The sequence below is a fragment of the Arthrobacter sp. TWP1-1 genome (assembly GCF_049897845.1).
In the GTDB taxonomy this organism is placed as follows: Bacteria; Actinomycetota; Actinomycetes; order Actinomycetales; family Micrococcaceae; genus Specibacter.
The window spans coordinates 639,456-666,450 of record NZ_JAFCXC010000002.1 but is presented as its reverse complement, the minus strand read 5'-3'; the positions used below and the strand labels follow the sequence as shown (position 1 = coordinate 666,450).

At 61.3% G+C, this 26,995-nt stretch carries 26 protein-coding genes, 2 tRNA genes and 1 riboswitch; of the genes, 26 read left to right on the top strand and 2 right to left on the bottom strand.

Annotation, left to right across the window (positions count from 1 at the left end):
• Positions 1–80: IS3 family transposase (locus ACP7B9_RS06360; protein WP_425860737.1), on the top strand; the 80-nt coding region annotated here is incomplete at its 5' end.
• Between the two features lie 108 nt (positions 81–188).
• Here the strand turns inward: ACP7B9_RS06360 and ACP7B9_RS06355 are convergent.
• Complete coding sequence (locus ACP7B9_RS06355) at positions 189–824, bottom strand: vitamin K epoxide reductase family protein (protein ID WP_425861747.1); 636 nt, start codon at positions 822–824, stop codon at positions 189–191.
• 369 nt (positions 825–1,193) lie between these two features.
• Here ACP7B9_RS06355 and ACP7B9_RS06350 point away from each other — a divergent pair, with 369 nt between their 5' ends.
• From ACP7B9_RS06350 to ACP7B9_RS06265, 18 genes are all read left to right on the top strand, one after another.
• On the top strand, positions 1,194–4,778 hold the full coding sequence (locus ACP7B9_RS06350; protein ID WP_425861745.1) for an Rne/Rng family ribonuclease: 3,585 nt from the start codon (positions 1,194–1,196) through the stop codon (positions 4,776–4,778).
• A gap of 155 nt (positions 4,779–4,933) precedes the next feature.
• Positions 4,934–5,032: riboswitch (TPP riboswitch) on the top strand.
• Positions 5,022–6,602: a bifunctional hydroxymethylpyrimidine kinase/phosphomethylpyrimidine kinase gene (thiD, locus tag ACP7B9_RS06345; RefSeq protein WP_425861744.1), complete on the top strand. Its 1,581-nt coding sequence runs from the start codon at positions 5,022–5,024 to the stop codon at positions 6,600–6,602. Its footprint overlaps the riboswitch before it by 11 nt.
• A gap of 395 nt (positions 6,603–6,997) precedes the next feature.
• Positions 6,998–7,306 carry a 50S ribosomal protein L21 gene (gene rplU / locus ACP7B9_RS06340; RefSeq protein ID WP_044573640.1) on the top strand — a complete coding sequence of 103 codons (309 nt, stop codon included), beginning with the start codon at positions 6,998–7,000 and terminating at the stop codon, positions 7,304–7,306.
• 57 nt (positions 7,307–7,363) lie between these two features.
• Positions 7,364–7,621, top strand: coding sequence for a 50S ribosomal protein L27 (gene rpmA / locus ACP7B9_RS06335; RefSeq protein WP_044573643.1), 258 nt, complete (start codon positions 7,364–7,366; stop codon positions 7,619–7,621).
• A gap of 173 nt (positions 7,622–7,794) precedes the next feature.
• Complete coding sequence (gene obgE / locus ACP7B9_RS06330; protein ID WP_425861741.1) at positions 7,795–9,408, top strand: GTPase ObgE; 1,614 nt, start codon at positions 7,795–7,797, stop codon at positions 9,406–9,408.
• 14 nt (positions 9,409–9,422) lie between these two features.
• Positions 9,423–10,574, top strand: a complete 1,152-nt coding sequence (gene proB, locus ACP7B9_RS06325) for a glutamate 5-kinase (protein ID WP_425861739.1) — start codon at positions 9,423–9,425, stop codon at positions 10,572–10,574.
• Positions 10,575–10,613: 39 nt separating this feature from the next.
• Positions 10,614–11,894 carry a glutamate-5-semialdehyde dehydrogenase gene (locus ACP7B9_RS06320; RefSeq protein WP_425861737.1) on the top strand — a complete coding sequence of 427 codons (1,281 nt, stop codon included), beginning with the start codon at positions 10,614–10,616 and terminating at the stop codon, positions 11,892–11,894.
• Between the two features lie 144 nt (positions 11,895–12,038).
• Positions 12,039–12,287 carry a hypothetical protein gene (locus ACP7B9_RS06315; RefSeq protein WP_425861736.1) on the top strand — a complete coding sequence of 83 codons (249 nt, stop codon included), beginning with the start codon at positions 12,039–12,041 and terminating at the stop codon, positions 12,285–12,287.
• A gap of 13 nt (positions 12,288–12,300) precedes the next feature.
• Complete coding sequence (nadD, locus tag ACP7B9_RS06310; protein WP_425861735.1) at positions 12,301–12,963, top strand: nicotinate-nucleotide adenylyltransferase; 663 nt, start codon at positions 12,301–12,303, stop codon at positions 12,961–12,963.
• On the top strand, positions 12,963–14,522 hold the full coding sequence (locus ACP7B9_RS06305) for a hypothetical protein (RefSeq protein WP_425861733.1): 1,560 nt from the start codon (positions 12,963–12,965) through the stop codon (positions 14,520–14,522). The genes nadD and ACP7B9_RS06305 overlap by 1 nt, the downstream gene beginning before the upstream one ends.
• A gap of 26 nt (positions 14,523–14,548) precedes the next feature.
• Complete coding sequence (gene rsfS, locus ACP7B9_RS06300) at positions 14,549–14,956, top strand: ribosome silencing factor (RefSeq protein ID WP_425861731.1); 408 nt, start codon at positions 14,549–14,551, stop codon at positions 14,954–14,956.
• A gap of 38 nt (positions 14,957–14,994) precedes the next feature.
• A complete protein-coding gene (locus ACP7B9_RS06295; protein WP_425861729.1) occupies positions 14,995–15,732 on the top strand; it encodes a histidine phosphatase family protein in 738 nt (245 codons plus the stop codon).
• Between the two features lie 114 nt (positions 15,733–15,846).
• A tRNA-Ala gene (locus tag ACP7B9_RS06290) sits at positions 15,847–15,922 on the top strand.
• 58 nt (positions 15,923–15,980) lie between these two features.
• Positions 15,981–16,056 (top strand) — tRNA-Ala (locus ACP7B9_RS06285).
• Positions 16,057–16,195: 139 nt separating this feature from the next.
• Complete coding sequence (locus ACP7B9_RS06280) at positions 16,196–17,020, top strand: FadR/GntR family transcriptional regulator (protein ID WP_425861728.1); 825 nt, start codon at positions 16,196–16,198, stop codon at positions 17,018–17,020.
• The gene (locus ACP7B9_RS06275; RefSeq protein ID WP_425861727.1) at positions 17,017–17,418 is read left to right on the top strand and encodes a YchJ family protein; all 402 of its coding nucleotides are present in this window, start codon (positions 17,017–17,019) and stop codon (positions 17,416–17,418) included. The genes ACP7B9_RS06280 and ACP7B9_RS06275 overlap by 4 nt, the downstream gene beginning before the upstream one ends.
• 118 nt (positions 17,419–17,536) lie before the next feature.
• Positions 17,537–18,709, top strand: coding sequence for a class I SAM-dependent methyltransferase (locus ACP7B9_RS06270; RefSeq protein ID WP_425861726.1), 1,173 nt, complete (start codon positions 17,537–17,539; stop codon positions 18,707–18,709).
• Between the two features lie 170 nt (positions 18,710–18,879).
• The gene (locus ACP7B9_RS06265; RefSeq protein ID WP_425861792.1) at positions 18,880–20,085 is read left to right on the top strand and encodes an ROK family transcriptional regulator; all 1,206 of its coding nucleotides are present in this window, start codon (positions 18,880–18,882) and stop codon (positions 20,083–20,085) included.
• Positions 20,086–20,153: 68 nt separating this feature from the next.
• On the opposite strand, the gene ACP7B9_RS06260 is transcribed toward ACP7B9_RS06265, so the two are convergent.
• The gene (locus tag ACP7B9_RS06260; RefSeq protein ID WP_425861724.1) at positions 20,154–20,351 is read right to left on the bottom strand and encodes a hypothetical protein; all 198 of its coding nucleotides are present in this window, start codon (positions 20,349–20,351) and stop codon (positions 20,154–20,156) included.
• Between the two features lie 138 nt (positions 20,352–20,489).
• Between ACP7B9_RS06260 and ACP7B9_RS06255 the strand changes: the two genes are divergently transcribed.
• From ACP7B9_RS06255 to ACP7B9_RS06225, 7 genes are all read left to right on the top strand, one after another.
• Positions 20,490–21,512, top strand: a complete 1,023-nt coding sequence (locus tag ACP7B9_RS06255; RefSeq protein ID WP_425861722.1) for an AAA family ATPase — start codon at positions 20,490–20,492, stop codon at positions 21,510–21,512.
• Between the two features lie 6 nt (positions 21,513–21,518).
• A complete protein-coding gene (locus ACP7B9_RS06250; protein ID WP_425861720.1) occupies positions 21,519–22,400 on the top strand; it encodes a DUF58 domain-containing protein in 882 nt (293 codons plus the stop codon).
• On the top strand, positions 22,390–22,887 hold the full coding sequence (locus tag ACP7B9_RS06245; RefSeq protein ID WP_425861718.1) for a hypothetical protein: 498 nt from the start codon (positions 22,390–22,392) through the stop codon (positions 22,885–22,887). Before ACP7B9_RS06250 ends, ACP7B9_RS06245 begins: the two co-directional genes overlap by 11 nt.
• Positions 22,878–23,861 carry a VWA domain-containing protein gene (locus tag ACP7B9_RS06240; protein ID WP_425861716.1) on the top strand — a complete coding sequence of 328 codons (984 nt, stop codon included), beginning with the start codon at positions 22,878–22,880 and terminating at the stop codon, positions 23,859–23,861. Before ACP7B9_RS06245 ends, ACP7B9_RS06240 begins: the two co-directional genes overlap by 10 nt.
• 122 nt (positions 23,862–23,983) lie before the next feature.
• Positions 23,984–24,868 carry a VWA domain-containing protein gene (locus ACP7B9_RS06235; protein WP_425861791.1) on the top strand — a complete coding sequence of 295 codons (885 nt, stop codon included), beginning with the start codon at positions 23,984–23,986 and terminating at the stop codon, positions 24,866–24,868.
• Entirely contained in the window at positions 24,865–25,626 is a 762-nt protein-coding gene (locus tag ACP7B9_RS06230) for a tetratricopeptide repeat protein (RefSeq protein ID WP_425861715.1), read from the top strand. Before ACP7B9_RS06235 ends, ACP7B9_RS06230 begins: the two co-directional genes overlap by 4 nt.
• Before the next feature lie 371 nt (positions 25,627–25,997).
• Positions 25,998–26,975 (top strand): methylenetetrahydrofolate reductase, encoded by a 978-nt coding sequence (locus ACP7B9_RS06225; protein WP_425861713.1) that lies wholly within the window; start codon positions 25,998–26,000, stop codon positions 26,973–26,975.
• Positions 26,976–26,995 lie beyond the last annotated feature (20 nt).

Sequence of the window (26,995 nt, the reverse complement as noted above, 5' to 3'; positions counted from 1 at the left end):
GGTACAACACCGACCGCATCTCGTTAACGCTGCAGTGCCTGAGCCCAATGGAATATCGGGCTCAGGCACTGGCTGCGTAGACTCTTATTTACCGAGTCCAACTTTCGGGGCCCAGTTCACATGAGCGAACTGGTGCAGGAGCGTTGGTCAAAACAGCCCCATATCTGCAGGAGCGTTGGGGGAGGGGGCTAGGCGTTGGAGGGGATGATCAGCGCCATGAACTTGAAGAAGATCGAGGCCACGGTACCCAAATACAGCAGGCCAACGATGACCCAGGCCCAGTCGTTGAGGAACTTTGTGAGGGCTGGTGGTGCGGGAATGACGCCATGGTTCAAGTTGCGCAAAGTTGTAAACACGAAGAGGGGGATCATCATGGCCCAGACGATCATGCAGTAGGGGCACAGAACGGCCAGCACGTAGACGGCCTGGATCCAGAACCAGCAGACCAAGCCAATTCCGGCGGTTATGCCAAGCTGCATGCAAATCCAGTACCAGCGGTTCATCCGGGCGCCGGCCAGCAGCACCACACCGGTTGTGACCACGATGGCGAAGGCGACCACGCCGATCAGCGGATTGGGGAAGCCCAGGATTGCGGCCTGCGGGGTCTTCATGACGTCACCGCAGGAGATCCACGAGTTGAAATCGCAGCTGATCTTGGCGTCGGGGTTGGTGTACAGATGAAGGCGTTCAAGCACCAGCGTGAAGGATGAGATCCAGGCGATGCCGCCGGCGATGACAAGGAACCAGCCAAAGAACCTCGACCGTGCCATGGCTGGCAGGTTCGCGTCCGCTGGTGCACTGGATGAAACGTTGGAGCTGGGCATGGCGTCCTTACTCAAGGGATCGGCTAATCGTGTCCTGATTGTAGCTCGAGTTTCTTGGCGCGCCCTGCGAACAAACGCGTCGTGAGGGGGCGCGTATGAGACAATGGTTTCGGCTGACCGGTGATCCACATGCGCCCTTCAGTCCAATGGGAAGCCCACGGGCTACTGGTGACGACACTGCCAACGCGTGCAGCCATCCACCGGCCGGTTTTGGCTGACCATTGGCTTGTCAGAGCTTGCGCACCCAGGAGTTGGTGCCGCCTGAGAAGTAATTAGACGACTTCCGTCAGCGCCCGCGGGTGCTGACACATCTGCCGCATTTGGGGCCTGATGTGGGGGCACCAATACGGCGCGAAAGTAACGCCCATAATGGAAAATGAACAGCCCACACCTGCAAGCACGGAAGCTGCACCTGCCACGACTGCACCTGCCAAGGCACGAGTCACCCGCTCACGCCGCGCAACCGCAGCCGTCACTAGCACCTCGGCCAGCACCAAGGCTCCTGTTGTAGAAGTGGCAACCGTAGAAGCGCCCGCTGCCGAAGCTGCCGCCCCTGTCAAGAAGGCGCCCGCGCGCCGCACCCGCGCCAAGAAAGCCGCACCTGCCGAGACCGCAGCCACCAACGCTGCTGAGCCCTCACTCTTGGACGGCATCACAGAGTCCGCCGCAGCTGCAGAAAAGCCGGCAGTGAAGTCTGAGGTGGTGGAGTCTGAGGTGAAGGCTGAGGCCGCCCCGGCCAAGCGCGCAACTCGTCGCCGTGCCACCGCGCCCGTCACCGCGCCTGCTGCGGCAACTGCCGAGCAAGGCGTGCAGGGAGAACTGAGCCTTTCGGGTCAGGATGCCCCAACAGCAGCGCCCTCCAACGATGCCACCCAAGCGGCACCCCAGGCAGCCGCTGCAGTGTCCAAGGCACCGGCGAAGCGTACCCGCCGGGCCAAGGCCCCCGTCACCAGCCCGGGCGAAGCAACACCGGCCGCCGCGAATGTTGCGGAAGCTCCCGCCGTCGCACCTTCCACTGTGGCACCTTCCACTGTGGAAGCTGCAAGCGCCACGGTCGCTGATGAAGCACCCGTCAAGAAGGCGCCGGCTCGCCGTGCCTCCAGGCGTGCCGCCGCTCCCGCGCAGTCCGCCGCCTCCGCACCTGCTGCGGTTATTGCCGTAGCGGAAGCCGCTGCGCCGGCCGAAGCTGCGCCGATCGATGCTGCGCCCGCCGCATCCGTCCCGGCAGCGTCGGCGGATACCGAGTCCGCTCCGACCAGGACTCGCACAACGCGCAGCCGCCGCAAGTCCGCAGCACAGTCTGCGCCTATTGCCCAGGTTTCGGAAGAAACCGCACCCGAGGCCGTTGTTGAGCCCGTCGTCGAGGAGGCAGCAACCACTGCTGCCCAGGGTGGCGAATCCTTGTTCGTCTCCCCAGCTGCCGGGATGTCAACGCTGTTCCTAGCACCGGACCTCAGCCAGACTGTTCCGGTCGTAGTCGCCAGCGGGACCTCCGAGGACAACGAAACGGCCAAGGATGGTAACGACGGCGATCGTCGTGGCCGCGCCCGTAACCGTAACCGCCGACGAGGCAACGAAACCGAGCCTGCTGACGCCATCGAGTCCGGCGACGAAGATGCTGACGATGATGAGGGATTGGACGACGGCGTGACCTCCCGTCGCCGCCGTCGCCGCCGTCGCGGCGAGCAGGACCTAGAACTGACGGGCGGCACCGACGAGGATCCGCCCAACACCGTCACGCGCGTCCGGGCACCCCGCACCCCCGTAGAGACCACCGCCAGCACTTCGGACCGTGTCACGAGCCTGCGCGGCTCCACCCGTTTGGAAGCTAAGAAGCAGCGTCGCCGTGACTCACGCGATTCGGGCCGCCGCCGCACGGTCATCACCGAGGCCGAGTTCCTGGCCCGCCGTGAGTCTGTTGACCGTGTCATGGTTGTCCGCCAGAGCGATGACCGGATCCAGATTGGTGTCCTCGAAGACGGCATTCTTGCCGAGCACTTCGTTTCCAAGACGCAGCAGGATTCATTGATCGGCAACGTCTACCTTGGCAAGGTCCAAAACGTTCTGCCCAGCATGGAAGCCGCCTTCGTAGACATTGGACGCGGCCGCAACGCCGTGCTGTACGCCGGTGAAGTTGACTGGGACGCCGCTGATCTCAAGGGCCAGCCGCGCCGCATTGAGAACGCGCTCAAGTCAGGCGATTCGGTTCTCGTGCAGGTCTCCAAGGACCCCGTGGGTCACAAGGGTGCCCGCCTGACGAGCCAGATCTCCCTGCCCGGCCGCTACCTGGTGTTTGTCCCGGGTGGTTCCATGACAGGCATCTCACGCAAGCTGCCCGACGTCGAACGTAACCGCCTCAAGCGCGTCCTGAAGGACCACCTGCCCGAAAATGCGGGCGTCATTGTGCGCACGGCGGCCGAAGGTGCCAGCGAAGAAGAGCTCACGAATGACATCAACCGGCTGCGCGCCCAGTGGGAAGGCATCAACGAGCGGGCTTCCTCGCACAAGACGCTTGCCCCCGAAATGCTGTACGGCGAGCCTGACCTGACCATCAAGGTTGTCCGCGACGTCTTCAACGAGGACTTCTCCAAGCTCGTTGTTTCCGGTGAAGACGCCTGGGACACCATCGAGGCCTACGTAACCTATGTTGCCCCGGATCTGCTTGACCGCTTGGAAAAGTGGACGAAGCCCGATGACATCTTCGCCGTGCACCGCATCGACGAGCAGATCAACAAGGCCCTTGAGCGCAAGGTCTTCCTGCCGTCGGGTGGTTCGCTGGTCATTGACCGCACCGAAGCCATGACAGTTGTTGACGTCAACACGGGTAAGTTCACCGGATCCGGTGGCAACCTTGAAGAGACCGTCACGAAGAACAACCTTGAAGCTGCCGAGGAAGTTGTTCGCCAGCTGCGCCTGCGCGACATCGGCGGCATCATCGTCATTGACTTCATCGACATGGTCCTTGAATCCAACCGCGATCTGGTGTTGCGCCGTCTCGTCGAATGCTTGGGCCGTGACCGGACCAAGCACCAGGTTGCCGAGGTGACCTCGCTGGGTCTGGTGCAGATGACGCGTAAGCGCATGGGTACCGGTCTGCTGGAAGTCTTCGGCGAGCTGTGCCCCTCCTGCGCCGGCCGCGGCATGGTCACCCACGAGATCCCCGTGGAGCACCGCCGCACCCACAGCCCCGCTGTGGAAGTAGCCCAGATCCATGCCCCGGCGGCGCCGAAGCAGGACAACCGCGAGAACGAGCGCACGGCCAACCGGTCCACTCGCAGCGAACGCAAGCGCAACCGCAACCGCGGCCAGCAGCCTGAGATCGAACCGCAGCTTGAGCCCGCACCGGCTCCTGTCGCCGATGAGGTTGCTGACGCTGCCAAGGCGCAGAAGGCTCACGAGGCACGTGCTGCACTGGCCAATATTGCCGCTGCGGCCGCCGCTTCGCACCAGGAGCGCGTCGCCGCCGAGCCCAACCATGCTCCCGTCATTGAAGAGGCCGACGCCGCGACTCTCACCTTGGGTGGGGAAGCCATTGAGCTGCCCCGTGGACACCGAAGTGAAAGCAGCGATTTCTCCGGCACCAACAATGCAGATCAGGCCGCCGCACTGGCGGATCTGACCCAGGCGCTGGATCAGCTGGTGGCACCGGGCCAGGGTGAATCTTCACAGCGCGTATCTTCACAGGGCGAATCCTCACAGCGCGAATCCTCACAGGGTGAGAATGCCGAGGGCGGCAACAACCGTTCACGCTCACGCCGGGGACGCCGCAACCGCAGCGCCCGTAGCGCACAGGGCGGAGCCGACATGGCTGTGGAAACGTCAGCTCAGGCTTCTGCCGGGCAGGGCTCCACGATTCATAGCAGCGTTGTTGCCGACAAGCCCGTTGTGCCGGTTGCCAAGAAGGCCTCCGAGCCGATCATCCTTGGCGTGGGAGTACCCGCTTCCGAGCTCTAGCCTGCGCTTCTGCGTTTGACTAGCTTGGCTAGTTTGACTAACTAGTTGGCCTGAACAAGCAACCCGCACACGATGTCCCAATGCACCGAAAGGCGCATTATTGGGTCATCTTGTGCGGGTTGCTTGTTTAAAGCAGGCGCGTGCGCACTAGGGTGGAATGCGACACGGGGTGCCAGGCCACAAGGGCCGGCTGAGACAATACCCGTTGAACCTGCCCGGTTAGCACCGGCGAAGGGATGTCCCATGACAACCAGTACCGTAGTGCCTGCTGCCCACGAGCCTGCCCACGACACTGCGCACGAGCCTTCGGTCAACGTGGCAACTGCCGTGAAGCATCCCAGGATCCTGAGCATTGCCGGCTCAGACCCCTCTGGCGGTGCAGGCATCCAGGCTGATATCAAGTCCATTTCCGCTCATGGTGGTTACGCCATGGCCGCCATCACAGCATTGACGGCCCAAAATACTCAAGGGGTGCAGGGCGTCCACATTCCGCCAGCTTCATTCCTCACCTCGCAACTCGATGCGGTGGCAGCGGATATCGCCTTGGATGCAGTGAAGATCGGCATGCTAGGCAACGCGGCGGTGATGAACGCGGTGGGGGACTGGCTTGCACGGACCCGTCCCGCCGTCGTCGTACTGGATCCGGTGATGGTGGCCACTAGCGGTGACCCGCTCGTGACGGCGGGAACACGCGAGGCGTTTCTGGAACTGCTGACGTTCACCCATCTGGTGACTCCCAATCTCCCGGAACTTGCCGTCCTGCTGAACCGTGCCGAAGCCAGCAGCTGGCACGAGGCGGTGGAGCAGGGGCGCGCGCTTGCCGCCGAACATCACGTCATGGTTCTGGTCAAGGGCGGGCATTTGCCTGGAACTCAATGCCCCGATGCGCTCGTGTGGCCCGACGGCTCGGTGCGCGAGTTCGACGGCGCCCGGATAGAAACCGCCAATACTCACGGCACGGGCTGCTCGCTTTCCGCGGCAGTAGCCACGCTCCAAGCGCAGACAGGCGATTGGGTCGAAAGCGTGCGGAGGGCCAAGGAGTGGCTCGGCGGCGCCTTGGCATCGGCCGGAGAATTGGAGGTCGGTTCCGGCGCCGGCCCCATCAATCACCTATTCGCCTTATGGGGGAGTGCCGCTCCTGCCGGCGAAACCTTTAGCAGGGAACTGTGGGCGGACTGTGCGCCCCAGCGAACAGCCATCTTCGAGCTGGACTTTATCAAGGAGTTGGCCGCCGGCACGCTCGGCCGTAACCACTTCGCCTACTATCTGGCGCAGGATGCCCAGTACTTGGCCACCTACTCCAGGGTCCTTGCCCGGGCGAGTGCACTGGCACCGACAGAAACCGAGCAGAAGTTTTGGGCAGGAGGGGCGCAGAACTGCATCGATGTGGAGCTGAGCCTGCACCGCGACTGGCTCAGCAAATACCCGCTGGACTCTCCCCAGGGTCCCGTGACAAAACACTATGTGGACCACCTCCAGGCCGTTGCCTTCGGCGGCAGCTACGGCGAAGTGGTCGCAGCCGTTCTGCCCTGTTACTGGCTGTACGCCGAGGTTGGGCGCGTACTTCACGCCGACTACCTCGCCTTTGAGGGCGAACACCCTTACGGGAGCTGGCTGGCAACGTATGCGGATGAAGATTTTGCCAAAGCTACGGAAAAGGCCATTAGCATCACCGATGCGGCAGCACGGCGAGGTTCGGCCAGTGAACGCCAACGGATGCGGGAGGCATTTGCCCATTCCGCCCAGTACGAGGTTGACTTCTTTGCGGCACCACACCTCCACGTCGAGGCAGTCAAAGCAGCCTCAGTGACGTCAAGTGATTAACCACACCCAGCTCTGAGGCACAAATTCGGCGCGTCCGGGCCCTAAATGTCATAAATCGGCAACAAGCGCGCTAAAGTTGCTGAGTACGGTTTCTACGATCCTCACGGGTTTCCGAAGTAAACATGTTTGCTTGGACGCAGTGTTGGGAGTCGAAACTAGTCTCATTTGCCCCCGAAGCCAGAATTAGCGTATTCTTGTTCTTCGGTGCTTACGCCAACACCTAGGGCAACCACTCATGGTAGAACTCCATTGAGGTCCACGGCGTTGAGGCACATAGTGTGCATCCTGTTTTTGTTCATTCTTGAACAGCGGGTGCATGCGGTTGGCAGGGATCAAATATGATCCGCGCCGGCATAAAAACTTTGTAATAAACGTCGAGAGAAGTGAGTTCCCCAGTGGTGTACGCGATTGTCCGCGCAGGCGGCCGTCAAGAAAAGGTTTCCGTAGGAGACCACGTGACCATGAACCGCGTCCCCGGTGGAGTTGGCAGCACGCTTGAGCTGCCCGCTTTGCTCTTGGTTGATGGTGACAAGCTCACCACAGCCGCGAAGGACCTGGCTAATGTGAAGGTTACGGCTGAGAAGTTGGAGGATCTTCGTGGACCGAAGATCGTCATCCAGAAGTTCAAGAACAAGACCGGCTACAAGAAGCGCCAGGGTCACCGTCAGGAACTGTCCAAGGTCAAGATCACCTCAATCGCTTAATAAGCATTGACGTTCGATCCACTTAGATACTTTTAGTAAAAAGGCAGGCATTTTCAAATGGCACATAAAAAGGGTGCGAGTTCCACTCGCAACGGTCGTGACTCCAACGCTCAGTACTTGGGCGTAAAGCGCTTCGGCGGTCAGGTTGTCAAGGCTGGCGAAATCATCGTTCGCCAGCGCGGCACACACTTCCACCCCGGCGTTAGCGTCGGCCGTGGCAAGGACGACACGCTGTTCGCATTGGACGCAGGCGCAGTCGAGTTCGGCACGCGTCGTGGACGTCGCGTTGTGAACATCGTTGCAGCTACGGTCTAATACCGAAGCTTTTCCAGTGGAGCGAGCCGCATGGCTCGCTCCACTGGCTTTTAACACAAGTATTTCAACAGCAGCATTTTTCAACATCAGCAGCGCCGACCGGAAACGGGGCGCTCGCTAAGTAGCGGACTAGAATTAGTACGCAGTAGCAAGTTCTATTCAAGGAGATTTCAGTGGCCAGCTTTGTTGACCGGGTTGTTTTGCACGTATCCGGCGGGACTGGCGGCCACGGCTGCGTTTCCGTTCACAGTGAGAAATTCAAGCCCTTGGGCGGGCCCGACGGCGGTAAGGGCGGCGACGGCGGTAGCGTCACGTTCAAAGTCAGCGACCAGACCACCACCTTGCTTGACTTCCACCACGCACCTCACCGCCGCGGCGGCAACGGCCAGCCCGGCATGGGCGACTGGCGCGACGGCAAGGACGGGGAATCCCTGATCCTTGAAGTTCCCGACGGCACGGTCATTAAGGACAAGGACGGCAACGTCCTCGCCGACCTCGTTGGCATCGGTTCGGAATATGTTGCTGCAGCCGGTGGCCAGGGTGGACTCGGCAACAACGCCCTTTCCTCACTGAAGCGCAAGGCTCCGGGCTTCGCCCTGTTGGGCATCGCCGGAGAAGACCAGGACATCGTCCTCGAGCTGAAGTCCATCGCCGACATCGCTTTGGTTGGCTTCCCGTCCGCCGGCAAGTCCAGCATCATCGCTGCCATGTCCGCGGCCCGGCCCAAGATTGCCGACTACCCCTTCACCACCTTGATCCCCAACCTTGGCGTAGTCCAGGCTGGCGATATCCGCTTCACCATGGCTGATGTCCCCGGACTCATCGAGGGTGCCAGCGAAGGTAAGGGCCTTGGCCACAACTTCCTGCGCCACGTCGAGCGTTGCGCAGCGATTGTGCACGTCCTTGACTGTGCAGCCCTAGAGGCTGATCGCGATCCCATTAGCGACCTAGCTATCATCGAGCGCGAACTGGACAAGTACGACGTCGACATGAGCTTCGCAGGAACCGATGGCGAAGTGGTGCCCCTGAATGCCCGCCCCCGCCTGATTGCCTTGAACAAGGTCGATTCTCCCGACGGCCGCGACATGGCCGAATTCGTCCGTGGCGACCTTGAGAAGCGCGGCTACCGAGTCTTCGAAGTGTCCGCAGCCAGCCATGAGGGCCTGAAGGCTCTGGGCTATGCCATGTCCGAGATTGTCACGGCGGCACGCAAGGAGCTCGCCGAGGTCGCCGTCAAGGTTACTCCGGTGATCCTGCGCCCCCGCGCCATCAACGAGACCACGTTCACCATTGTCCGGGAAGAGCGCAACCTGTCTCCGCTGTTCCGCGTTCGCGGTGAAAAGGCTGAGCGTTGGGTTGAGCAGACCGATTTCCAGAACGAGGAAGCCATCGGCTACCTTGCCGACCGTCTGGCGAAGGCTGGCGTCGAGAAGGAACTCTTCCGGATCGGTGCTACACCCGGAGACACCGTGGTCATCGGCGGCGACAACGGCATGATCTTCGACTGGGAGCCCACCATGATGGGTGGCGCCGAGCACCTCGCCGCACCCCGTGGTACCGACCTGCGCCTCCTTGACCTGGGCGACCGTCCTACGCGTTCGCAGAAGCGTCAGGAACAGCAGGATCGCCGCGATGCCAAGGCTGCCGTTCGTGCCGAGATGGATGCCGAGCGCAAGGCCGGAATCTGGACAGAGACCCACGACCGCGAGGCCACGAAGGCTCAATTCATCGAAGCCGATTTGGCTGCTGAAGGTGAATCCGACGACGCTAACGCAACGCAGAACTAGTGGGCGTTGAACCCATGGGAGTCCAGGAAAACGACGAGGCCATCTCACTTAAATCACGCATGGGCATTGCCACGGCAGCGCGCATCGTGGTCAAGGTGGGATCGTCGTCGTTGACTTCGGTGGCCGGTGGCATTTCCGAAGAGGCGCTGACTAAACTTGTGAACGTTTTGGCGCAGCGACGCCTGACCGGAACCGAGATTATTCTTGTCTCTTCGGGAGCCATTTCTGCCGGCCTGCTCCCTTTGGGCCTGACCCGCAGGCCCAAGGACCTTGCCACACAGCAGGCCGCCGCCAGCGTGGGGCAGGGGCTGTTGATGGCGCATTACAACCGCGCTTTCCTTTCCCATGGTGTGACGGCGTCGCAGGTACTACTGACGGCAGAGGATCTGACCCGGCGACATCAGTACGTCAACGCCCACCGGGCGTTGGAACGGCTTTTGAACCTTGGCGTGGTTCCCATTGTGAATGAAAATGACACTGTGGCCACCCACGAGATCCGATTTGGTGACAACGACAGGCTCGCAGCCCTTGTAGCGCACCTGGTCAAGGCCGATGCGCTGATACTGCTCTCCGACGTTGACTCCCTCTACGACGGTCCGCCGTCGGAGGGTGCAACGCGGATCAGCCAGGTTGACTCACCCGAGGACCTTGAAGGCATCGTGATCGGCACTGCCGGCAAGGCCGGCGTCGGTACCGGCGGGATGGCCACCAAGGTCCAGGCCGCAATGATCGCGGCCGAAACCGGCATCCCCGCCCTCGTCACCTCCACCGAGCAGGCCGGCGCAGCGCTGGCAGGCGAGGACGTAGGCACCTGGTTCGGCATCAACGGCAACAAGCGCCCCGTGCGCATGCTCTGGCTGGCCCACCTAGCCGACATCCGCGGACGCTTGGTCTTGGACGACGGCGCCGTCAGGGCCGTCAGCGAACGTCACAAGTCCTTGCTTCCCGCAGGAATCACGGCCGTCACCGGCGACTTTGACGCAGGTGATGCAGTGGAGATCAGCGACGCGCAGGGCAAGGTATTTGCGCACGGACTGGTCAACTACCGGCATTCGGATCTGCCTCAGATGCTGGGACGCTCCACCAAGGCCCTAGCCAAGGAATTGGGTCGGGAATTTGAGCGCGTCGTTGTCCATGTTGACGATCTGGTGCTTCTTAACGGATAGCTCACAGCGCGATCTGTGGTTGTGCTTTAGACTTGAGGCATGACCGATCAGATTGTTGAACAAAGTGTAGCTGCCGAGGTTCGAGCCATCACCGACCGTGCCCGCAGGGCAGCCCGTCGGATGGCCCGAGCAAACCGGGCCTGGAAGGACAAGGGCCTGCGCGCCATGGCCAAGTCCTTGCTGGAAAATCAGGACGCCGTACTTGCCGCCAACGCCAAAGATGTGGCTGCAGGCCGAGAAAACGGCACCTCGGCGTCGATGCTTGACCGGCTGACCCTCACTAAAGCGCGCATGCAAGGGCTGGCCGCGGCCCTGGAAAACCTCGCCACCTTGCCCGATCCTGTTGGCAATGTTGTGCGCGGTCAGACCTTGCCCAATGGATTGCGCATGCGCCAGATCAACGTGCCGATGGGTGTTGTTGCAGCCATCTACGAGGCCCGCCCCAATGTCACTGTTGATATTGCCGGTCTAGCGCTTAAGAGCGGCAATGCAGTTATTCTGCGCGGCGGCACTGCCGCGGCCAATACCAACAAAGCACTGTTGGGTCTTCTTCGTGACGCCCTCGACCGGGTTGGGTTGCCGGCCGATGCGGTGCAGTCTGTTGACGAGTATGGGCGCGAAGGCGCCAACCTCATCATGAAGGCCCGTGGCGCCGTCGACGTCTTGATTCCCCGCGGCGGGCGCGATCTCATTCAGTCAGTGGTGAACAACGCAGCGGTTCCCGTCATTGAGACCGGTGAAGGCAACGTCCACATCTTCATTGACAGCAGCGCCAAGGAAGAGATGAGCGTCGACATCCTGCTGAACGCCAAGACCCAGCGCCCCAGCGTCTGCAACACGGTAGAAACCTTGCTGGTACACAAGGACGCCAAGGTGCTTCCAGCTGTTCTGCGCGCGCTGTCGAAGGCCGGTGTCCGCCTGCACGTTGACGAGCGCGTTCAGGCCGTGCTGCCCGCCGGTGTCACAGCTACCGCGGCCACCGACGAGGACTGGGCCACCGAATACATGGATATGGATCTCGCGGTGAAAATGGTTGACTCCATGGATGAGGCCATCAAGCACATCCGCACCTGGAGTACCGGCCACACCGAGGCAATCCTGACCAACGATCTCGGCAATGCGGAAACGTTCATCGCCGAAATTGATTCGGCTGCCGTCATTGTGAATGCCAGCACACGCTTCACCGATGGCGGTGAGCTTGGGTTGGGGGCAGAAGTGGGAATTTCCACCCAAAAACTCCACGCCCGTGGGCCCATGGGCCTGACGGAACTGACCACTACCAAGTGGATTGTGCAGGGCGAAGGCCAGGTCCGCAGCTAGTTGGGGGCCCAGCTGTGGTGGTCTTTGCTGCGCGCCGGTGTGCCAGAGTGCACCGATTGCACGTACCATTAGAAGGAATTCACGCAACAACTGGACCGGACATGGCGATACTGCCGCCCGGCCACGCACCCAAGGGGAGAAATAATGCTGACCCAGCTTGCCGGCGTCGTACTAGCCGTTGCAGAGGAACATGAAGAACTTGCACCGTTGATCGCACCGCCGTTGGTAATTGGCGGCGCCATGCTGGCCGCATTGCTGCTGCTGATGCTGGTCACGGTTTCTTTCATGAACCTGGGCAACCGCCACACGGCCGTTGAGTCAACTGACGATCCCCACCGTCAGCACACCAACAAACACCTGCACGGCGACGATTCGGCGTCCTCCAATCACTGAGGACACTCTCCGGGTGCCTTCGGTTGAGGGCACCCGGAACCGTCTCCGCGTCGGAGTCATGGGTGGAACATTTGATCCAATCCACCATGGTCACCTTGTCGCAGCCAGTGAGGTTGCGAGTGTTTTTAAACTTGACGAAGTCATTTTTGTGCCCACTGGTGAGCCGTGGCAGAAGGCGAAAAGCCGTGTCAGTGCAGCGGAGCACCGCTACCTGATGACGGTCATTGCCACTGCGGCGAACCCACAATTCACCGTGAGCCGTGTGGACATTGACCGGCCGGGACCCACGTTCACCATCGACACTTTGCGGGATTTGCACAGGGCGCGGCCCGATGCGGACTTGTTCTTCATCACAGGCGCGGATGCCATGGCGCAGATTATGTCGTGGAAAGATAGCGACGAACTGTGGGATCTAGCCCATTTTGTAGGGGTTACCCGTCCCGGACATGTGCTCGATGACCGGGGGCGCACCGATGTAAGTTTGTTGGAGGTCCCTGCAATGGCGATCTCCTCAACCGATTGTCGCAAACGTGTGGCTGAACAAAACCCCGTCTGGTATCTGGTTCCGGACGGAGTCGTGCAATATATTGCCAAGTATGGCTTGTATGTTCAGCCCGGAACTGAAGCCAGCGCAGGCATTGTGCCGGTGACCAAAAAGAACCGAATGAGTAATTGATGAGTAAGGAAACGGAGCCGGTTCGCAGCCGCAGGCAGCTGCGGGCGCAAACGGCACAGGCAACAGGCGCCGCGGCGAAGCCGCAGGTGCCACTTGGCTCTGCCCCGAAAGAGGCCCCGAAGGAGCCCGCGGCGCCAACTGCTTTGGTTGAGAGCGCGCCAGCCCCATCTACTCCGCCCGTTCCTGCACCCCGCCCGGAGCCCGCAAATCAACGCGGCGAACGGCAGTCGCAGACGAGGGCACGTGACAGGGCCGCACTTCGTGCATACAAGGAACTCGTGGACACTCCGGGCCCTAGCCCGCTGCCATCCCGTCGAGCGCTCCGCCAGGCGCAACTGGATGCCGAACGAGCCCCGGTCACGGCTGTCAACCCCGTGGTCTCCGCAATTGTCCCGGCGGTGCCGTCGAACGCCCCTAAAACCCAGTCCGCGCCCCAGATAGAGACGGCTACAGCGAGCCAGGATACTGTGGCGGCACCGTTGCCCTCTGCTTCTCCTCGAGCCCGTGTCGGACGCCGTGCGGCAGCGGTCGGTGCTGGACGTGGATCCGCTGTCCGGCCTCCGGTCGCTGCAGCTGATGACAGTTCGACGCCGGAACCCACCTTGGCTGCGACCGCGGAAGTTACCGCCGTTGCCGGTCAGGCAGGGGAGGAAAACGGATCGTTGGCGCACACCTCGGAGTCGCCAGCAACGTCCTCGGCAACGGGAGAAGTTCTCGTCGAGGGAACCGATCCGGTTTCTGGCGAGAGCGCCAAGTATCCGCCGCTTCCCGGCTTGATGCCGGGAGGTAGCTACTATCCTGTTTCGGCGGGTCCGCCGCCGGTGGCGGTCGCTCCCAGTACCGAGGAACTCCGTCTGTTGGCTGCCCAGCGAGCCGAGGCCGAACGTGCCGCGATCTTGGCCGAGCGGGCCCAGGCGCGTGAGCGTCTTGCTCAGGAGAGTGCCAAGAATCGGCGCCCGTCCACGGATCCCACGGCAACGAATAACCTTGCCATGGTCACCCCGTTGGACTTCATCGAGGTTCCGGGGACGGACCGTCCGGTGTTGCGCCAACCCACCACGACACATGTGCCGATCGTGGCAACTGCAGCCATCCGTGGCGCATCAAAGCGGTCAGGTGGTGCCCCCAAACGGACCGAAACACCGAAGTTGCCGCCAGCTCCCACAGCTGCAACGCCGATCCAGGCCACACAGCCGGCAGTTCCGACTGTCAGGGCCGAACGCTTCGATGCCGCTCTGGCGGCCCGGTCAGTTCACCGACCCGGTCTGGGGAATCGTCCACTGACCGGTGGGCGGAGCAGCACGCTCAAGCAGGCCGAAGCAATGGCTACTGGCGGGCACGCCACCGTGCGCACCGAGGCAGAAGCAGTTTCGGTCCAGCGTTCCCAGATGCCGCCTATGCCTGCCGACTACGCCCACGGACTTGAGCCGCTGGACGCCATGACGGCGGGACTGGCCCGTACTCAGCGAAACATGCTGATTCAGTGGGGATCCATCATTGCCGGTGGCGCTGCACTTGTGGTTGGCGTCATTATGTTTATTACCTCACTCGCACGCTAATTTTTCACCAATCAAAGGAAACAGCAGTGACAGCAACAGATCAGTCCATCGAACTTGCTCGGGCAGCAGCCCGTGCGGCCTCGGACAAGCTGGCCCAGAACGTAACAGCCATTGACGTTAGCGAACGTCTGGCCATCACGGATATCTTCTTCATTGCATCGGCGGCCACTGAGCGTCAGGTCAATGCAATTGCCGATGGCATCGAAGATGAGCTCCACAAGTTTGACTTGCGCCCGGTACGCCGTGAAGGCCGCTCGAGTGGCCGTTGGGTGTTGCTGGACTACGCAGACATCGTCTTCCACATCCAGCACGAAGAGGACCGCGTCTTCTATGCGCTGGAGCGCCTCTACGGAGACTGCCCCGTCATCGACCTGCAGTTGGCGGAGTCTGATCCCTCAGCCAAGGTCGCTGAAGAAGCAGTCACCGAAAACTAGTCCCTAGACGGGCTCAGGAACTATAGATAGGTCATTCCATGACTTCCATTGCACCCGAGCGCTCAGTTTTGCAGCCCGCCGGCCCACGCCGGCGGGTTATTTTTTGGCGCCATGGACGGACCTCGTGGAACGCAGCACGCCGTTTCCAGGGGCAGAGCGACATTGCCCTCGACGCGGTAGGGGAGTCGCAGGCCAGCCGCTCCGCCGCGCTTTTGGCTGGCAAGCTCGTTTCCGCATCTGGTGCACCCGTGCGCCTTCTTTCATCTGATCTGGCCCGCGCTTATTCAACGGCGAAAGCCCTGGCCGCACTGACCGGCGTTGACGTGACAGTTGACCACCGTCTGCGGGAAACCTTTGGCGGCGAATGGGAAGGCCGCACCTTCGATGAGATCATCGCGTCATACCCGGACGAGATCCGGCGGTGGCAGCTCGATGAGCCGGGCATCCGTGCCGGCGGGGGAGAGACCAGGGTTGAAGTTGCCCAGCGGATGGTTGAATCCATCCTTGAGCACCTCCAGGACCTGCCGGAGCGCGGCACCCTGGTGGTGGCAACCCATGGCGGGGCGACTCGGGTGGCCCTCGCGAAACTCTTGGGTCTACCTGAGGAGCTGTGGCGCACCCTGTCCGGACTATCCAACTGCCACTGGTCGGTCGTGGAGGAATCGGATGCCCTTGGTGCCGTTCCCAGCACGTGGCGGCTACTTGAGCATAACGTTGGGACGCTCCCGGAACCCTACGAAGTACCCGAAGATTTGGCCGAACCGGTGGAGGATTAAGGGTCCGGCAAGTCTCGATTTGTCAGCTGGGTAAAAGTTGTTCTAGGATAGACAGGTTGCTCCAGCCAAGGCCGAAAGGTCAAGGGTGAAGGAACGAAATAAAGTAGAATGTTTGGGGCTGTGGCGCAGCTGGTAGCGCACCTGCATGGCATGCAGGGGGTCAGGGGTTCGAGTCCCCTCAGCTCCACCAAACACGCTAGGGATTGAAAAATCGCTGGCGGTTTACAACTGAATAAGATTTATGTTTTGGGGCTGTGGCGCAGCTGGTAGCGCACCTGCATGGCATGCAGGGGGTCAGGGGTTCGAGTCCCCTCAGCTCCACCAAAACAAAAAGTCCGGTCACCTTCTGGTGGCCGGATTTTTTCGTTAACAACACCCGTTTCGTGGCCGCGCACGCGCAGAGGTGGGCGTGTAGGCGCACGTGCCCGCGACCATTGTCCTGAAAGGGTGGGAGAATGTTGCAGTGTCCACGCCAGATCCTGCTCAGTCAGAGCTAATTTCCCCAGAGCCAATTTCCCCAGTAACCGACCTCGGTGAGCCTGCTCCCGCGGCCACGAGCCACGGGGCGCGCAGCTACGACGCCGTCCTGGCCAATATTGAGAGTGAGCTCCGGGACGGCAGGCTCAAGGTGGGGGACCAGCTTCCCGGCGAACGGGCGCTCGCGCTTAAACACGGGATCTCCAGGGCCTCCGTGCGGGACGCCATCCGGGTGCTGGATGCCATGGGTGTGGTGCGCACAGGAGTGGGCTCGGGGCCACAATCGGGAACCGTGGTGATCGCCAATCCCAGTGCCGGCCTCGCGTCAACACTTCGGCTACATATGGCCACCAATCATTTTCCTGTGACCGACATTGTGCAAACCCGCGTCATGATGGAAACTTGGGCTGCCGCGGAAGCCGCCAAGCAACCACGGACGGCTGATCAGGAAAGCAGCCTTCGCGGCGCACTGGCGGCTATGAACGCCCCGGGCCTTGGCAGGGAAGAATTCCACGTACTCGATGCCGCCTTCCATGTTCAGCTGAGCTCGTTGGCAGGCAACGCCGTTGTCACAGCGATGATGGAATCCCTGCGATCAGCCATCCAGGGATATGTCAGCGCTGCAATCGACAGCGATGACTCGTGGGCGCTCATTGTGCCCACCCTGCGCGAGCAGCACGAGGCCATAGTGGCTTCCGTGTTGGCGAACGACGGCGCCGGTGCGGCTCGGGCGCTCAGGGACCACATTGAGTGGTTCCATTCGCAGGCAACCACGGGTTCGCAGGCAACCAAGGAAAGGCCAACAACATGAGATGCCCTTGCAACAGTGGCGAAAGTTTTGAAGGTTGCTGCGCCAAGTACCTGCAGGGCATTGAGGGTGGCACTGTTGTCTATCCGCCAACGGCAGAGGCCTTGATGCGCTCACGATATACAGCATTCGCACGGGGTGATGTCAGTTACCTTCTGCGCACCTGGCACCCTGATACCAAGCCCGCATCCTTGGAGCTGGACCCTGACCAGCAGTGGTATTCGTTGGAGATACTCAGCACGAGTCGCGGTGGATATTTCGACGATGACGGTGTTGTCAGCTTCCGTGCGAGCTATCGCTCGGCCGCTAACCGCAAGCTCCGTGATTCGCTGACCGAAACCAGTAGTTTTACCCGCCAAGGAAAGCAATGGTTGTACCTCGCCGCCCTTGAAATTCACTGATCTCAGCATCTGGCCGTCAAGCTGTGCTGAGTCAACCGCCCCAGTGCGGGCTGTGATTCCGGGCACCAAGGGCAGTGGGGTTGCCGTCCCAACAAAATGACAGCTGTAGAGTTGCCCGGTGGAGCAAAACAGCAGCAGCGGCAGCCCAGACACCCGTGCAGACATGGCCTTCGATTTTGCGCAGTTGCGCCGGTTCCCCGACATCGAGGCGGAGAACCTCTTCGCCCACGACGCGACGGATGAACTAATCCTGAACGAGGCAGCGGGCGCCCTGGCCGCAGCCGGAGACGGCGAAGTCGTCATTGTTGGAGAACGGTACGGGGCACTGACGCTTGCAGCGGCCACTCTGCATGACCTAACTGGTTTGCGCGTTCATCAGGACGGATTGTCCGGTGAGATCGCCCTGAAAAACAATGCCAGTCACCTGAACCGCACCCATGCTTATGCCTCCCTGCCTCTAGACCCGGCCCTCTTCGCGGGTGCAACAGTGGTTCTGTGGCAATTACCCCGCAGCCTCGATGAGGTCGCCGAAGTTGCCGAACTTATCAGCGCCCATGCCAGCCCTAACGTGCAGGTGTTTGCTGGCGGGCGTATCAAGCACATGACAATAGCCATGAACTCTGTCCTAGAGCAATACTTCTCGCGAGTCACCCCCGGGCGGGCGTGGCGCAAGTCCCGCCCACTTACTGTGAGCGGACCGCGGCGGGAGGCTCCGACGTCGAACTTCCCGTGCAAGGAGTACCACAGCGACCTTGAGCTCTGGCTATGCGCGCACGGGGCGACCTTTGGCGGCACCAAAGTTGATGTTGGCACCCGTTACCTGCTCGATTTCGTTGCCCAGATGCGTCAGAGTGACGCCGCCATTGATCTGGGGTGCGGCAACGGCACCATCGCGGCGTCTCTGGCCAAGGCCAGGCCCGGGATGCACATCACGGCAACAGACCAATCGGCGGCCGCCGTGGCATCAACCAAGGCCACAGCCGAGGCCAATGGTTTAGCTGAGCGCATCGAGGTTGTGCGCGATGACGCCCTCGGTAGCTTTGCGGCGGAAACGGCCGGGCTGATAGTGCTCAATCCGCCCTTCCATGTTGGCGCCACGGTGCACGCAGGGATCGCGCTCAAGCTCTTTGCCGACGCTGCCCGGGTCCTGGCGCCAGGAGGGGAACTTTGGTGTGTCTACAACCGCCATCTGCAGTACCGGACATCGTTGGAAAAACTAGTAGGACCCACCGAAGTCATGGGTAACAACAGCAAGTTCACCGTGACCGTTTCACGACGGCTGCCTTCGTAGCAATCACTGTGTGCCGTGGCATTCACGCACACGAGTGACCCTCGGGTAATCTTGCCATGGGGCTTCCGGAAGTCCGCCAATGTTGTCGTATGTCATCTGTCGAGGAGTAAATTTTGGGTGTTCCCGAGGTTGGGTTGCCACAGCGCCGTCGAGGCACGAATCTGCCCAAGATGGGTGATTACAACCAGGCCGTCATCTTGGACTCCATTAGACGCGCCGAGGAAGGCCTGAGCCGCGTTGAGTTGGCTGCTTCTGCCGGCCTCGCGGCGCAGACCGTTTCCAACATTTGCCGCAGGCTCCTTGATTCTGAACTCATCGTCGAAGCAGGCAAGGAAGCGTCCGGGCCCGGCAAGCCCCGGACCATGTTGCGTCTGAACCCGCGGGGTATGTATGCCGTTGGTATCCACATTGACCCTGCATTGACTAGCTATGCGCTGCTGGATGCGGTTGGCACGGTGCTGGTCTCTGTCCATGAGTCCACCGACCTTGCAGCAGACCCCGCAGAGGTTGTCGCCGCCATGGGGGCAAGAGTCCGCCGAATCATTGAAGAATCTGGCGTTGATGAACATCGAATTGCCGGCGTCGGTGTAGCCACTCCGGGTCCGGTGGACGCAGCCAGCGGCACCGTAGTTGACCCGCCGCATATGCCCGGGTGGACTCGCGTTCCCCTGCGCGACATCCTGCAGCAGACCACCGGCCTTCCCGTGGTGGTGGACAAGGACGTCACGGCGTCTGCCGTGGCCGAGGTCTGGGCCGGTTCCGCCAACAGCGCCAGGGACTTTGTGTTTGTCTATATCGGTACTGGTATTGGTGCCGGGCTGGTGCTCAATGATGAAGTTGTCCGAGGTTCCTCAGGGAACGTTGGTGAAATCGGCCACATCATCGCCGATCCGGATGGCCCCGAATGTGATTGCGGCCGACGCGGCTGCATCAAGGTCACCTGCATGCCCGAAACTCTCGTGGCACAAGCCCGCACGGCGGGGGTTCTGCCGATGATCAGCCCCCTCGATGAGCCGTCCCTTCCGGCGGACATGGCCGCGCTGGCCCAGGCTGCTGCAGAGGGCAACCCTGCCGCCGTCGAGATTTTGGCACAGTCGGCAACTCGGCTTGCCGGCGCAGCATCGGTGCTCACGAACCTGCTCGACGTCGAACGCGTGGTCTTTGGTGGCCCGTTCTGGCCAGCGCTGGCCCCGACCCACTTGACCGCGATCCCGCCGCTGCTCGAACACCTCAGCGTGACCACCAGCGTGCATTCGGTGGATGTCATGGGGACGATCGTGAGCTCGGGCGAGGAAGCCTTCGGCGCGGCCTGCTTGGTCATGGAAAAGACGTTCAGCCCCAACGCGGCTCGGCTGCTCTTGGACTCCAAGAACTAACAGTCACTGGCCTCCAAAAACTAGCGGAAGTAGGCCAGGACTGGATATCAGTCCTGGCTAATCCGCGGTTAATCCACAGCCTCCAGGATCTCGCCAAAGGGAATCGTGGCATCGGTGTGGGCCTGGACAACATGGGCACTGATGACAACATGGACGCCGTGCGTTTTCTCGGCGACAGATTGCAACAGGACCGGCATGATGGTGTCAACGAACGCTTCACTTTTGCCCTGCAGATATTCTGTATACGCGGCTGGCAACTGAGTCATGAACCATACTGTAGTCCTGCGCAGAGGCGTCCAACAGATGTTCATGGGAAGTTCTCCCCATTGCGCGGCGGCCACCCATCGTGTGGGCTGGTCTGTAGGATTCAAGTCTCAGCCATGCCCGATGAAAGGCCATAGATAGTGTTGCCCACCAGCGTCAGCCCGTACATCGATTCCACCCGCATCGATTCCAAGGAGCTGGCCAGCGCTCAGCAGGTGGTTGCCAACATCTCCCACAGCTTCGAAAGCAAGGTGGTTGGCCAGGCCCGGCTGCGCGAAACCCTGCTAATTTCCCTCATGACCGGTGGCCATGTCCTGCTTGAATCCGTCCCAGGACTGGCAAAGACCACGGCCGCCCAAACCCTGGCGGATTCCGTCAGCGCACTCTTTCACCGCATTCAGTGCACCCCGGATTTGTTGCCAAGCGACATCGTGGGAACCCAAATTTATGATGCCGCCAAAGGCAGCTTCGTCACACAGCTGGGTCCGGTCCATGCCAACATTGTCCTGCTGGATGAGATCAACCGATCCAGCGCAAAGACCCAATCGGCCATGCTGGAAGCCATGCAGGAACGCCAGACAACCATCGGTGGCCACGTCCACCTCCTGCCGCAGCCGTTTATGGTCATGGCCACGCAGAACCCCATCGAGCAGGAGGGCACCTACCAGTTGCCCGAAGCCCAGATGGACCGCTTCATGCTCAAGGACGTGCTGGATTATCCGAGCCCCGTCGAGGAAGCCGAAGTTATCCGGCGCATTGATGCCGGTGTTTTCCTTGCCGAATCCACGCCACAGGCCGTTGCCTCTCTTGACCAGGTGCGCGCCCTGCAAGCGACCGCCAGAAAGGTGTACCTCGACCCGTCCTTAGTGACCTACATCGTTGGCCTAGTGTACGTAACTCGCCATGCCGGCGCGTACATAGATCCGAGCCTCGCCAAGCTCATCGAATTTGGCGCCAGCCCTCGAGCCAGCATTGCCTTCACCCAGGCAGCACGTGCACTGGCCCTGTTGCGCGGTCGGGACCATGTGATTCCTGAGGACATCAAAGCACTGGCCGAGCGGGTTCTGCGGCACCGGATCATTCTTGGGTTTGAGGCCGTAGCGGAAAACATTCGGGTGGAAACGGTCATTGCCGCCATCGTTGATTCCGTCCAGACACCTTAGGCGCGCATGGGCAGCTTGTTGACGGCCGTGAAATCCAAGATGTACATCTTTACCCACCGCCGGGCCAGAGGAATGCTCGACGGCGAATACGCCTCGGTTTTTCGCGGGCGCAGCCTGGACTTCGATGATCTGCGTGAGTACGTCCCAGGCGATGAGGTACGGGACATCGATTGGAAGGCCACCGCCAGGACCGGTGTGCCCCTGATCAAGCGCTACGTAGCCACCCGCCGCCAGCAGCTCATGTTTGTTGCCGACACGGGCCGCAATATGGCTGCCACTGCACGTGGCGGTGAGATAAAAAAGGACATCGCCGTGATGGCCATTGGGGTACTAGGCTCCCTGACTATCCGCCATGGAGACTCTGTGGCACTTGTCCACGGCGCCGGAGACGCCACGGTAGCCCTGCCTGCCGAGGGTACCGAGAATCATCTGGAACAAATACTGCGCTGTGTTGACGCCGCCTCGATCACCTCCGGGCCCAGCAGCCTTATAGACCGGCTGGAATACGTTGCCACGCACTACCGGCAGCGAATGCTGTTGGTGGTCGTCGCCGACGAGCTCGCCGCCGATGACAGGCTTGCCAAGGTCATGCGCCGGCTCAGCGCGCAACATGAAATCCTGTGGGTACAAATCGCCGACGCCGCCTTGGCCGGACCCGATGCCGTGCAAGGCACCGGCCTTGATGTGGCTGGCCTGGAGCCCCTCGTGCTCCTGCTCGCCGCAGATCCGGAACTTGCGCGCAGCTACGCCGACGCCCAGGCCCAACGTGCCCGGAGTCTGGAAAACATCCTCAAGGCCCGAGGAATTGCCTCGACCAGCATTGGAGCCACCGGCGAAGTCATGACCCACGTCTTTGCCCTGTTGGAAAGGCACCGCCGTGCCCACTGACGGAACGTTTTATGCCCCCATAGGCTACTCGGTGTGGTGGCCGCTGGCCGGCGCGGCCATCCTTGTGCTCTGCCTCGGCTGGTTCGGCTGGATCTGGATTTCCACCCGGGCCGAGCCCAGCGCCGGCGTGCCCGGATTCATCGCCCCACGAAACCCGGAGACGGTCAGGGGAAAATATGTCATGTTGATCAACTCCATCGAAGAACGCCACGGCACGGCTGCCATCACCGGGCGGGCCGCCCACCTCGAATTGAGTCTCGCCGTGCGCACCTTTGTTCACGAGATGACGGGGATAAAAACACAACGCATGACGTTGGCACAATTGCGCGAACACCAGCTTCCCCTGGTTGCTGATGCCGTCGCACTTTTCTACCCGGGGGAGTTCGCAGCTCACGGCGGACGCGGCGGACACGGCGAAAACGGTGGGGAACCAGCCGTGGCCGGTTCAGCCGAGGCCGCCAGGAATGTGGTGCTCTCGTGGCGTTGACGTACTGGTGGCTGATACCGCTGGGGGTGGTGGCGTTCGCCGTCGTCGTCGTGATCTTTTGGCGCAGGCATGAAGACGCAGCCACGCTGATTCCGGTGGCAAATGCTGAACGCCTGACGGCCTTGCCGGCCTATCGCAAAGCCGTGCACAAACGCCGGACCTGGCTGCTCACTGCCTTGGCCGCCGTCGCCGTGTTGGGCCTGTCCTTGCTCACTGCGGCCGCACGACCCATGACTGAGAGTACGAGCATTCCGGAAACGCTAAACCGGGACATCATGCTGTGCCTGGACGTATCCGGCTCCATGCTGGACACCGACGAGGCCATTGTGACCGTTTTTGCCAAGTTGGTGGGCAACTTCAAGGGCGAACGGATTGGCTTAACCATCTTTGATTCCAGCTCTGTCATGGTGTTTCCGCTGACGGATGACTATGAGTTTGTGGCCGAAGAGCTCGAGATGGCGCAGAAGGCTCTGAGTCCTGATGCTGGCAGCTTCGAGTACTTTGCGGGCACCTACGAAATGCCCGGTTCCTCTCTCATCGGTGATGGCCTGGCAACCTGTGCCAAAGGTTTCCCAGCGTCGGGAGGAGAAGAACGCTCCCGTTCCATCGTTCTTGCCACGGACAACATGCTGGCAGGGAAGCCCATCTTCACCCTTGCCGAGGCCACCACACTGGCCACAACGGCAAAGATCCGTGTCTACGCGCTCAATCCCAACGACTTCGGCCTGAACTCGGAATTCGGTGCTGCCGCCGAAAACTTGAAGAAAACCGCCACCGCTACTGGTGGGGCCTACTACGCGCTGGAATCTGAATCCGCTGTCGCGTCCATTGTGAGCAAGGTCCAAGCCACGGAGGCCGCCACCTTGAAAGGTGCACCGCAAAAGACACTGCTCGACCAGCCTGCCTGGCCGTTGGGACTGGCCCTACTCTCGGTGCTGGTGCTCGGGGCGGCAGTCTGGAGGCTGCGACGATGACCTTCCTTCCAGTCCTCACCCCGTGGCTTTTTTGGCCCCTAGCCGTGGTGATGCTCAGCGGTGCCGCCTTTTTGCTTCTCAAGGGCCGCAGTTCAGCTCGGTGGCGGTACGCATCCCTGGTCGTGTTGGTGGTCCTGGCCGGAGCACGCCCAGGGATGGTCGGCGCTCCGGCGCAGGTGGCCACAACAGACCTGAACGTCTTCTTTGTTGTTGATATGACACCCAGCTCCTCGGCCGAGGATTTCAATGGCTCGGCCCCGCGCCTTGATGGAATGAAGGCCGACATCCTAGCCTTGGCCGGAGAACTGGCCGGTGCCCGATTCTCGCTCATCAGCTTCGACAGCAGTGCCAAAGTGGTGCTGCCGCTCACCACGGATGCCACGGCATTGACGACCCTGACGGAAATTCTCACACCCAGTTCGGCCATGGTCTCCAAGGGCAGCAGCATCAGCGTTGCCAAGGATCTCCTTTCTCAACGGCTGGCTGCCGCGCAGGAGGCCCATCCCGAAAGGCCGCGGTTGGTGTACTACCTCGGCGATGGAGAGCAAACATCGGGATCCAGTCCGGAACCGTTCACATCGGCAGCACAGCTCACGGACGGAGGCGCCGTGCTTGGCTATGGCACGGCGGCCGGTGGAAAAATGCGCGACTACACCTTCGGCAGCGACAAACCCGGCTCGTATATTCGGGACAAGGCAAACGGTTACCAAAGCGCGGTTTCCACGATCGATGAAACTCAACTGCAGGCCATTGCCGGTCAACTGAAGGTTCCGTATGTTCACCGGGAGTCCCCGGCGGGCATCAGTGCAGCACTCGCCAAATCGGCACCCACCGTCGTGTCATCGCCCGCCGGGACCGAGGACGGTGCCGGTCGGTGGGAACTCTATTGGCTATTCGCCCTGGCCGCCTTCGGCATCCTGTTGTGGGAAGCAGCAGATCTAACGCGATCCTGGCGCCAGTTGCAGCGTCACGGAAATGAGCGTCACGGAAAGGAAGAGGCTCGATGAGCGTCCGAGAGGCAGCTTCTGCTGTGCCTGATTCCGCCGTGCCGGAACCCCGGCTGCGCAGGCGGCGGAGGCTGCTGCTGGCGTCGGCGCCGATGGTGCTGCTTGCCGTGGTTGTAGCCGTCAAGTTGTTGAGTATGCCGGTTTCCGCCGGCCAGGCCGCCGCTGCCTATGAGGCCGGAGGTGCGGATGGCACGGTGCGGGCAGGACAGGCCATGGGTGTGCTGAACATGGTTGAGCGCTACAAGGCCCATTTCGCGCTGGGAGACGGCTATGTGCTGCGCGGCGATTTCGATGCCGCCCGCACAGAATTCTCACGTGCACTGGAACTCGTGCCAGCAGGGGAGTCCTGCAAGGTCCGTGTGAACCTCGTGCTGAGCCTTGAGAAGCTCGGTGAGGCGCGGGATAAAGCCGGGGACCCGGCGTCGGCCGCCAAACTCTTCACTCAGGGCGGCGTGATCATTGCCGAGGCTCCGCGCGACTGCTTCATTGCCAACAGCGAGAACAACAAGGATGGCGAGGGTCAGGCCCTCAATGACGCCAAGGAACGCTTGGCGCAAAAAGAGCAGGACGGTAAGGCCGACGGCGAGGACCAGCCCGCGGACGACGGCAAGTCCAACCCCGCCGAGGAACCACCCGCGAGCAAACTTGAACAGCTTGAGAAGAGTGGCCAACAGGCCCAGAAGGAACGTAGCAAGAGTGAGAAGCTGCGTGAGGACTATGCCGAGTCCGAGCCGGAGCAGTTCGCGAAACCCTGGTAGTTCCCACATGGGATGCGCGTAAAGTTCGGCCGAAGGGTACATTTCGCGACCTTGATCGAACTGATTTATCGAAATATTGCGTTACGTTGCGCCATAATTCGGCGCCGACTTTGTGCTGCGGCGCGTGAGTGCCTAATATTGGCAGTACGTTATTTCTTCAACGTGTGTCAGCGACCCTTGGATGATTCGAGGGTGTGGGTGCCCCCATGTGGGTCTGACATTTGCTGGCGGATCGCTACGTTACCTGATTGCACCGTGTGCAGTGCAGGGATGTGCCCGCCTCCCTTTTACGAAAAAATTGGCTACTTCCCTCAGTGTGTTCTAGACACAAGGCGGGAAACGGCCAACCCCATCCTCAAGGACCTAAGCAAATGTCACCTCCGAGCCTTTTACAGGCATCGGCGCCTTCGACACAAAGTGCGCCAATAGCCCTTTCCTATGAACTGTTCCCGCCCAAGAATCAGGCCGCCGAGGCCTCCCTGTGGAACACCATCAGGGAGTTGGAATCAACCAACCCCGACTATGTGTCTGTCACCTATGGTGCCAATGGAAGCAATCGGGACACGGCCGTTGAGCTGTTGAACCGGCTCCTGACCGAGACATCGCTGCTTCCCTTGGCTCACCTGACTTGCGTTGGCAACACTGCGGACGAGCTGGCCGAAATCATTTCTGAACTATTGGACCACGGCGTCCGAGGCATTTTGGCACTGCGCGGTGACCTTCCTAAGGATGGTCCCGCCCAACCACGGCCCGGATCGCTCATCTTCGCTTCGGACCTGATCCAATTGATTCGTCGAGTTGAACAGCGACGTTCGGCCCTCTTGTGTGCCGGCAAGGTGGCCATTGGCGTGGCCGCCTACCCGTCGCAGCACCCGGAGTCACCCTCGGTTGAACACGATGTTGAGGTGCTGCTCGCCAAGCAGAACTCGGGGGCAGACTTTGCCATCACTCAGGTGTTCTTCCACGCCGATCAGTACAAGGACCTGGTGGTGCGGGCCCAACGTGCAGGGGTCACCATCCCCATCATTCCGGGAGTCATGCCGCTGACCACGCTGCGTCGTGTGCAACGGCTGGGGGACATGACAGGTGTTCCGCCGTCGACGTCCCTGCTGGATGCACTTGGCCGGGCCGATGATGCCGCCGAAAGCCGCCGAATCGGTGTTGCGGCCACGGTGGATCTGGCCCGGGCTGCACTGGATGCCGGAGCTCCAGGCATTCACCTCTACACCTTCAATGAACATGCGGCGGCCCTGGAAGTGCTGGACAAACTCCAGCTGCTTCGCCCTGGCCGCCCACCTGTGGCGCCACGCGCCGCGCGCACTGATTCGGCACGGCTAGTCCGGGCCTAAGCGCCAGCTTTCACACAAAC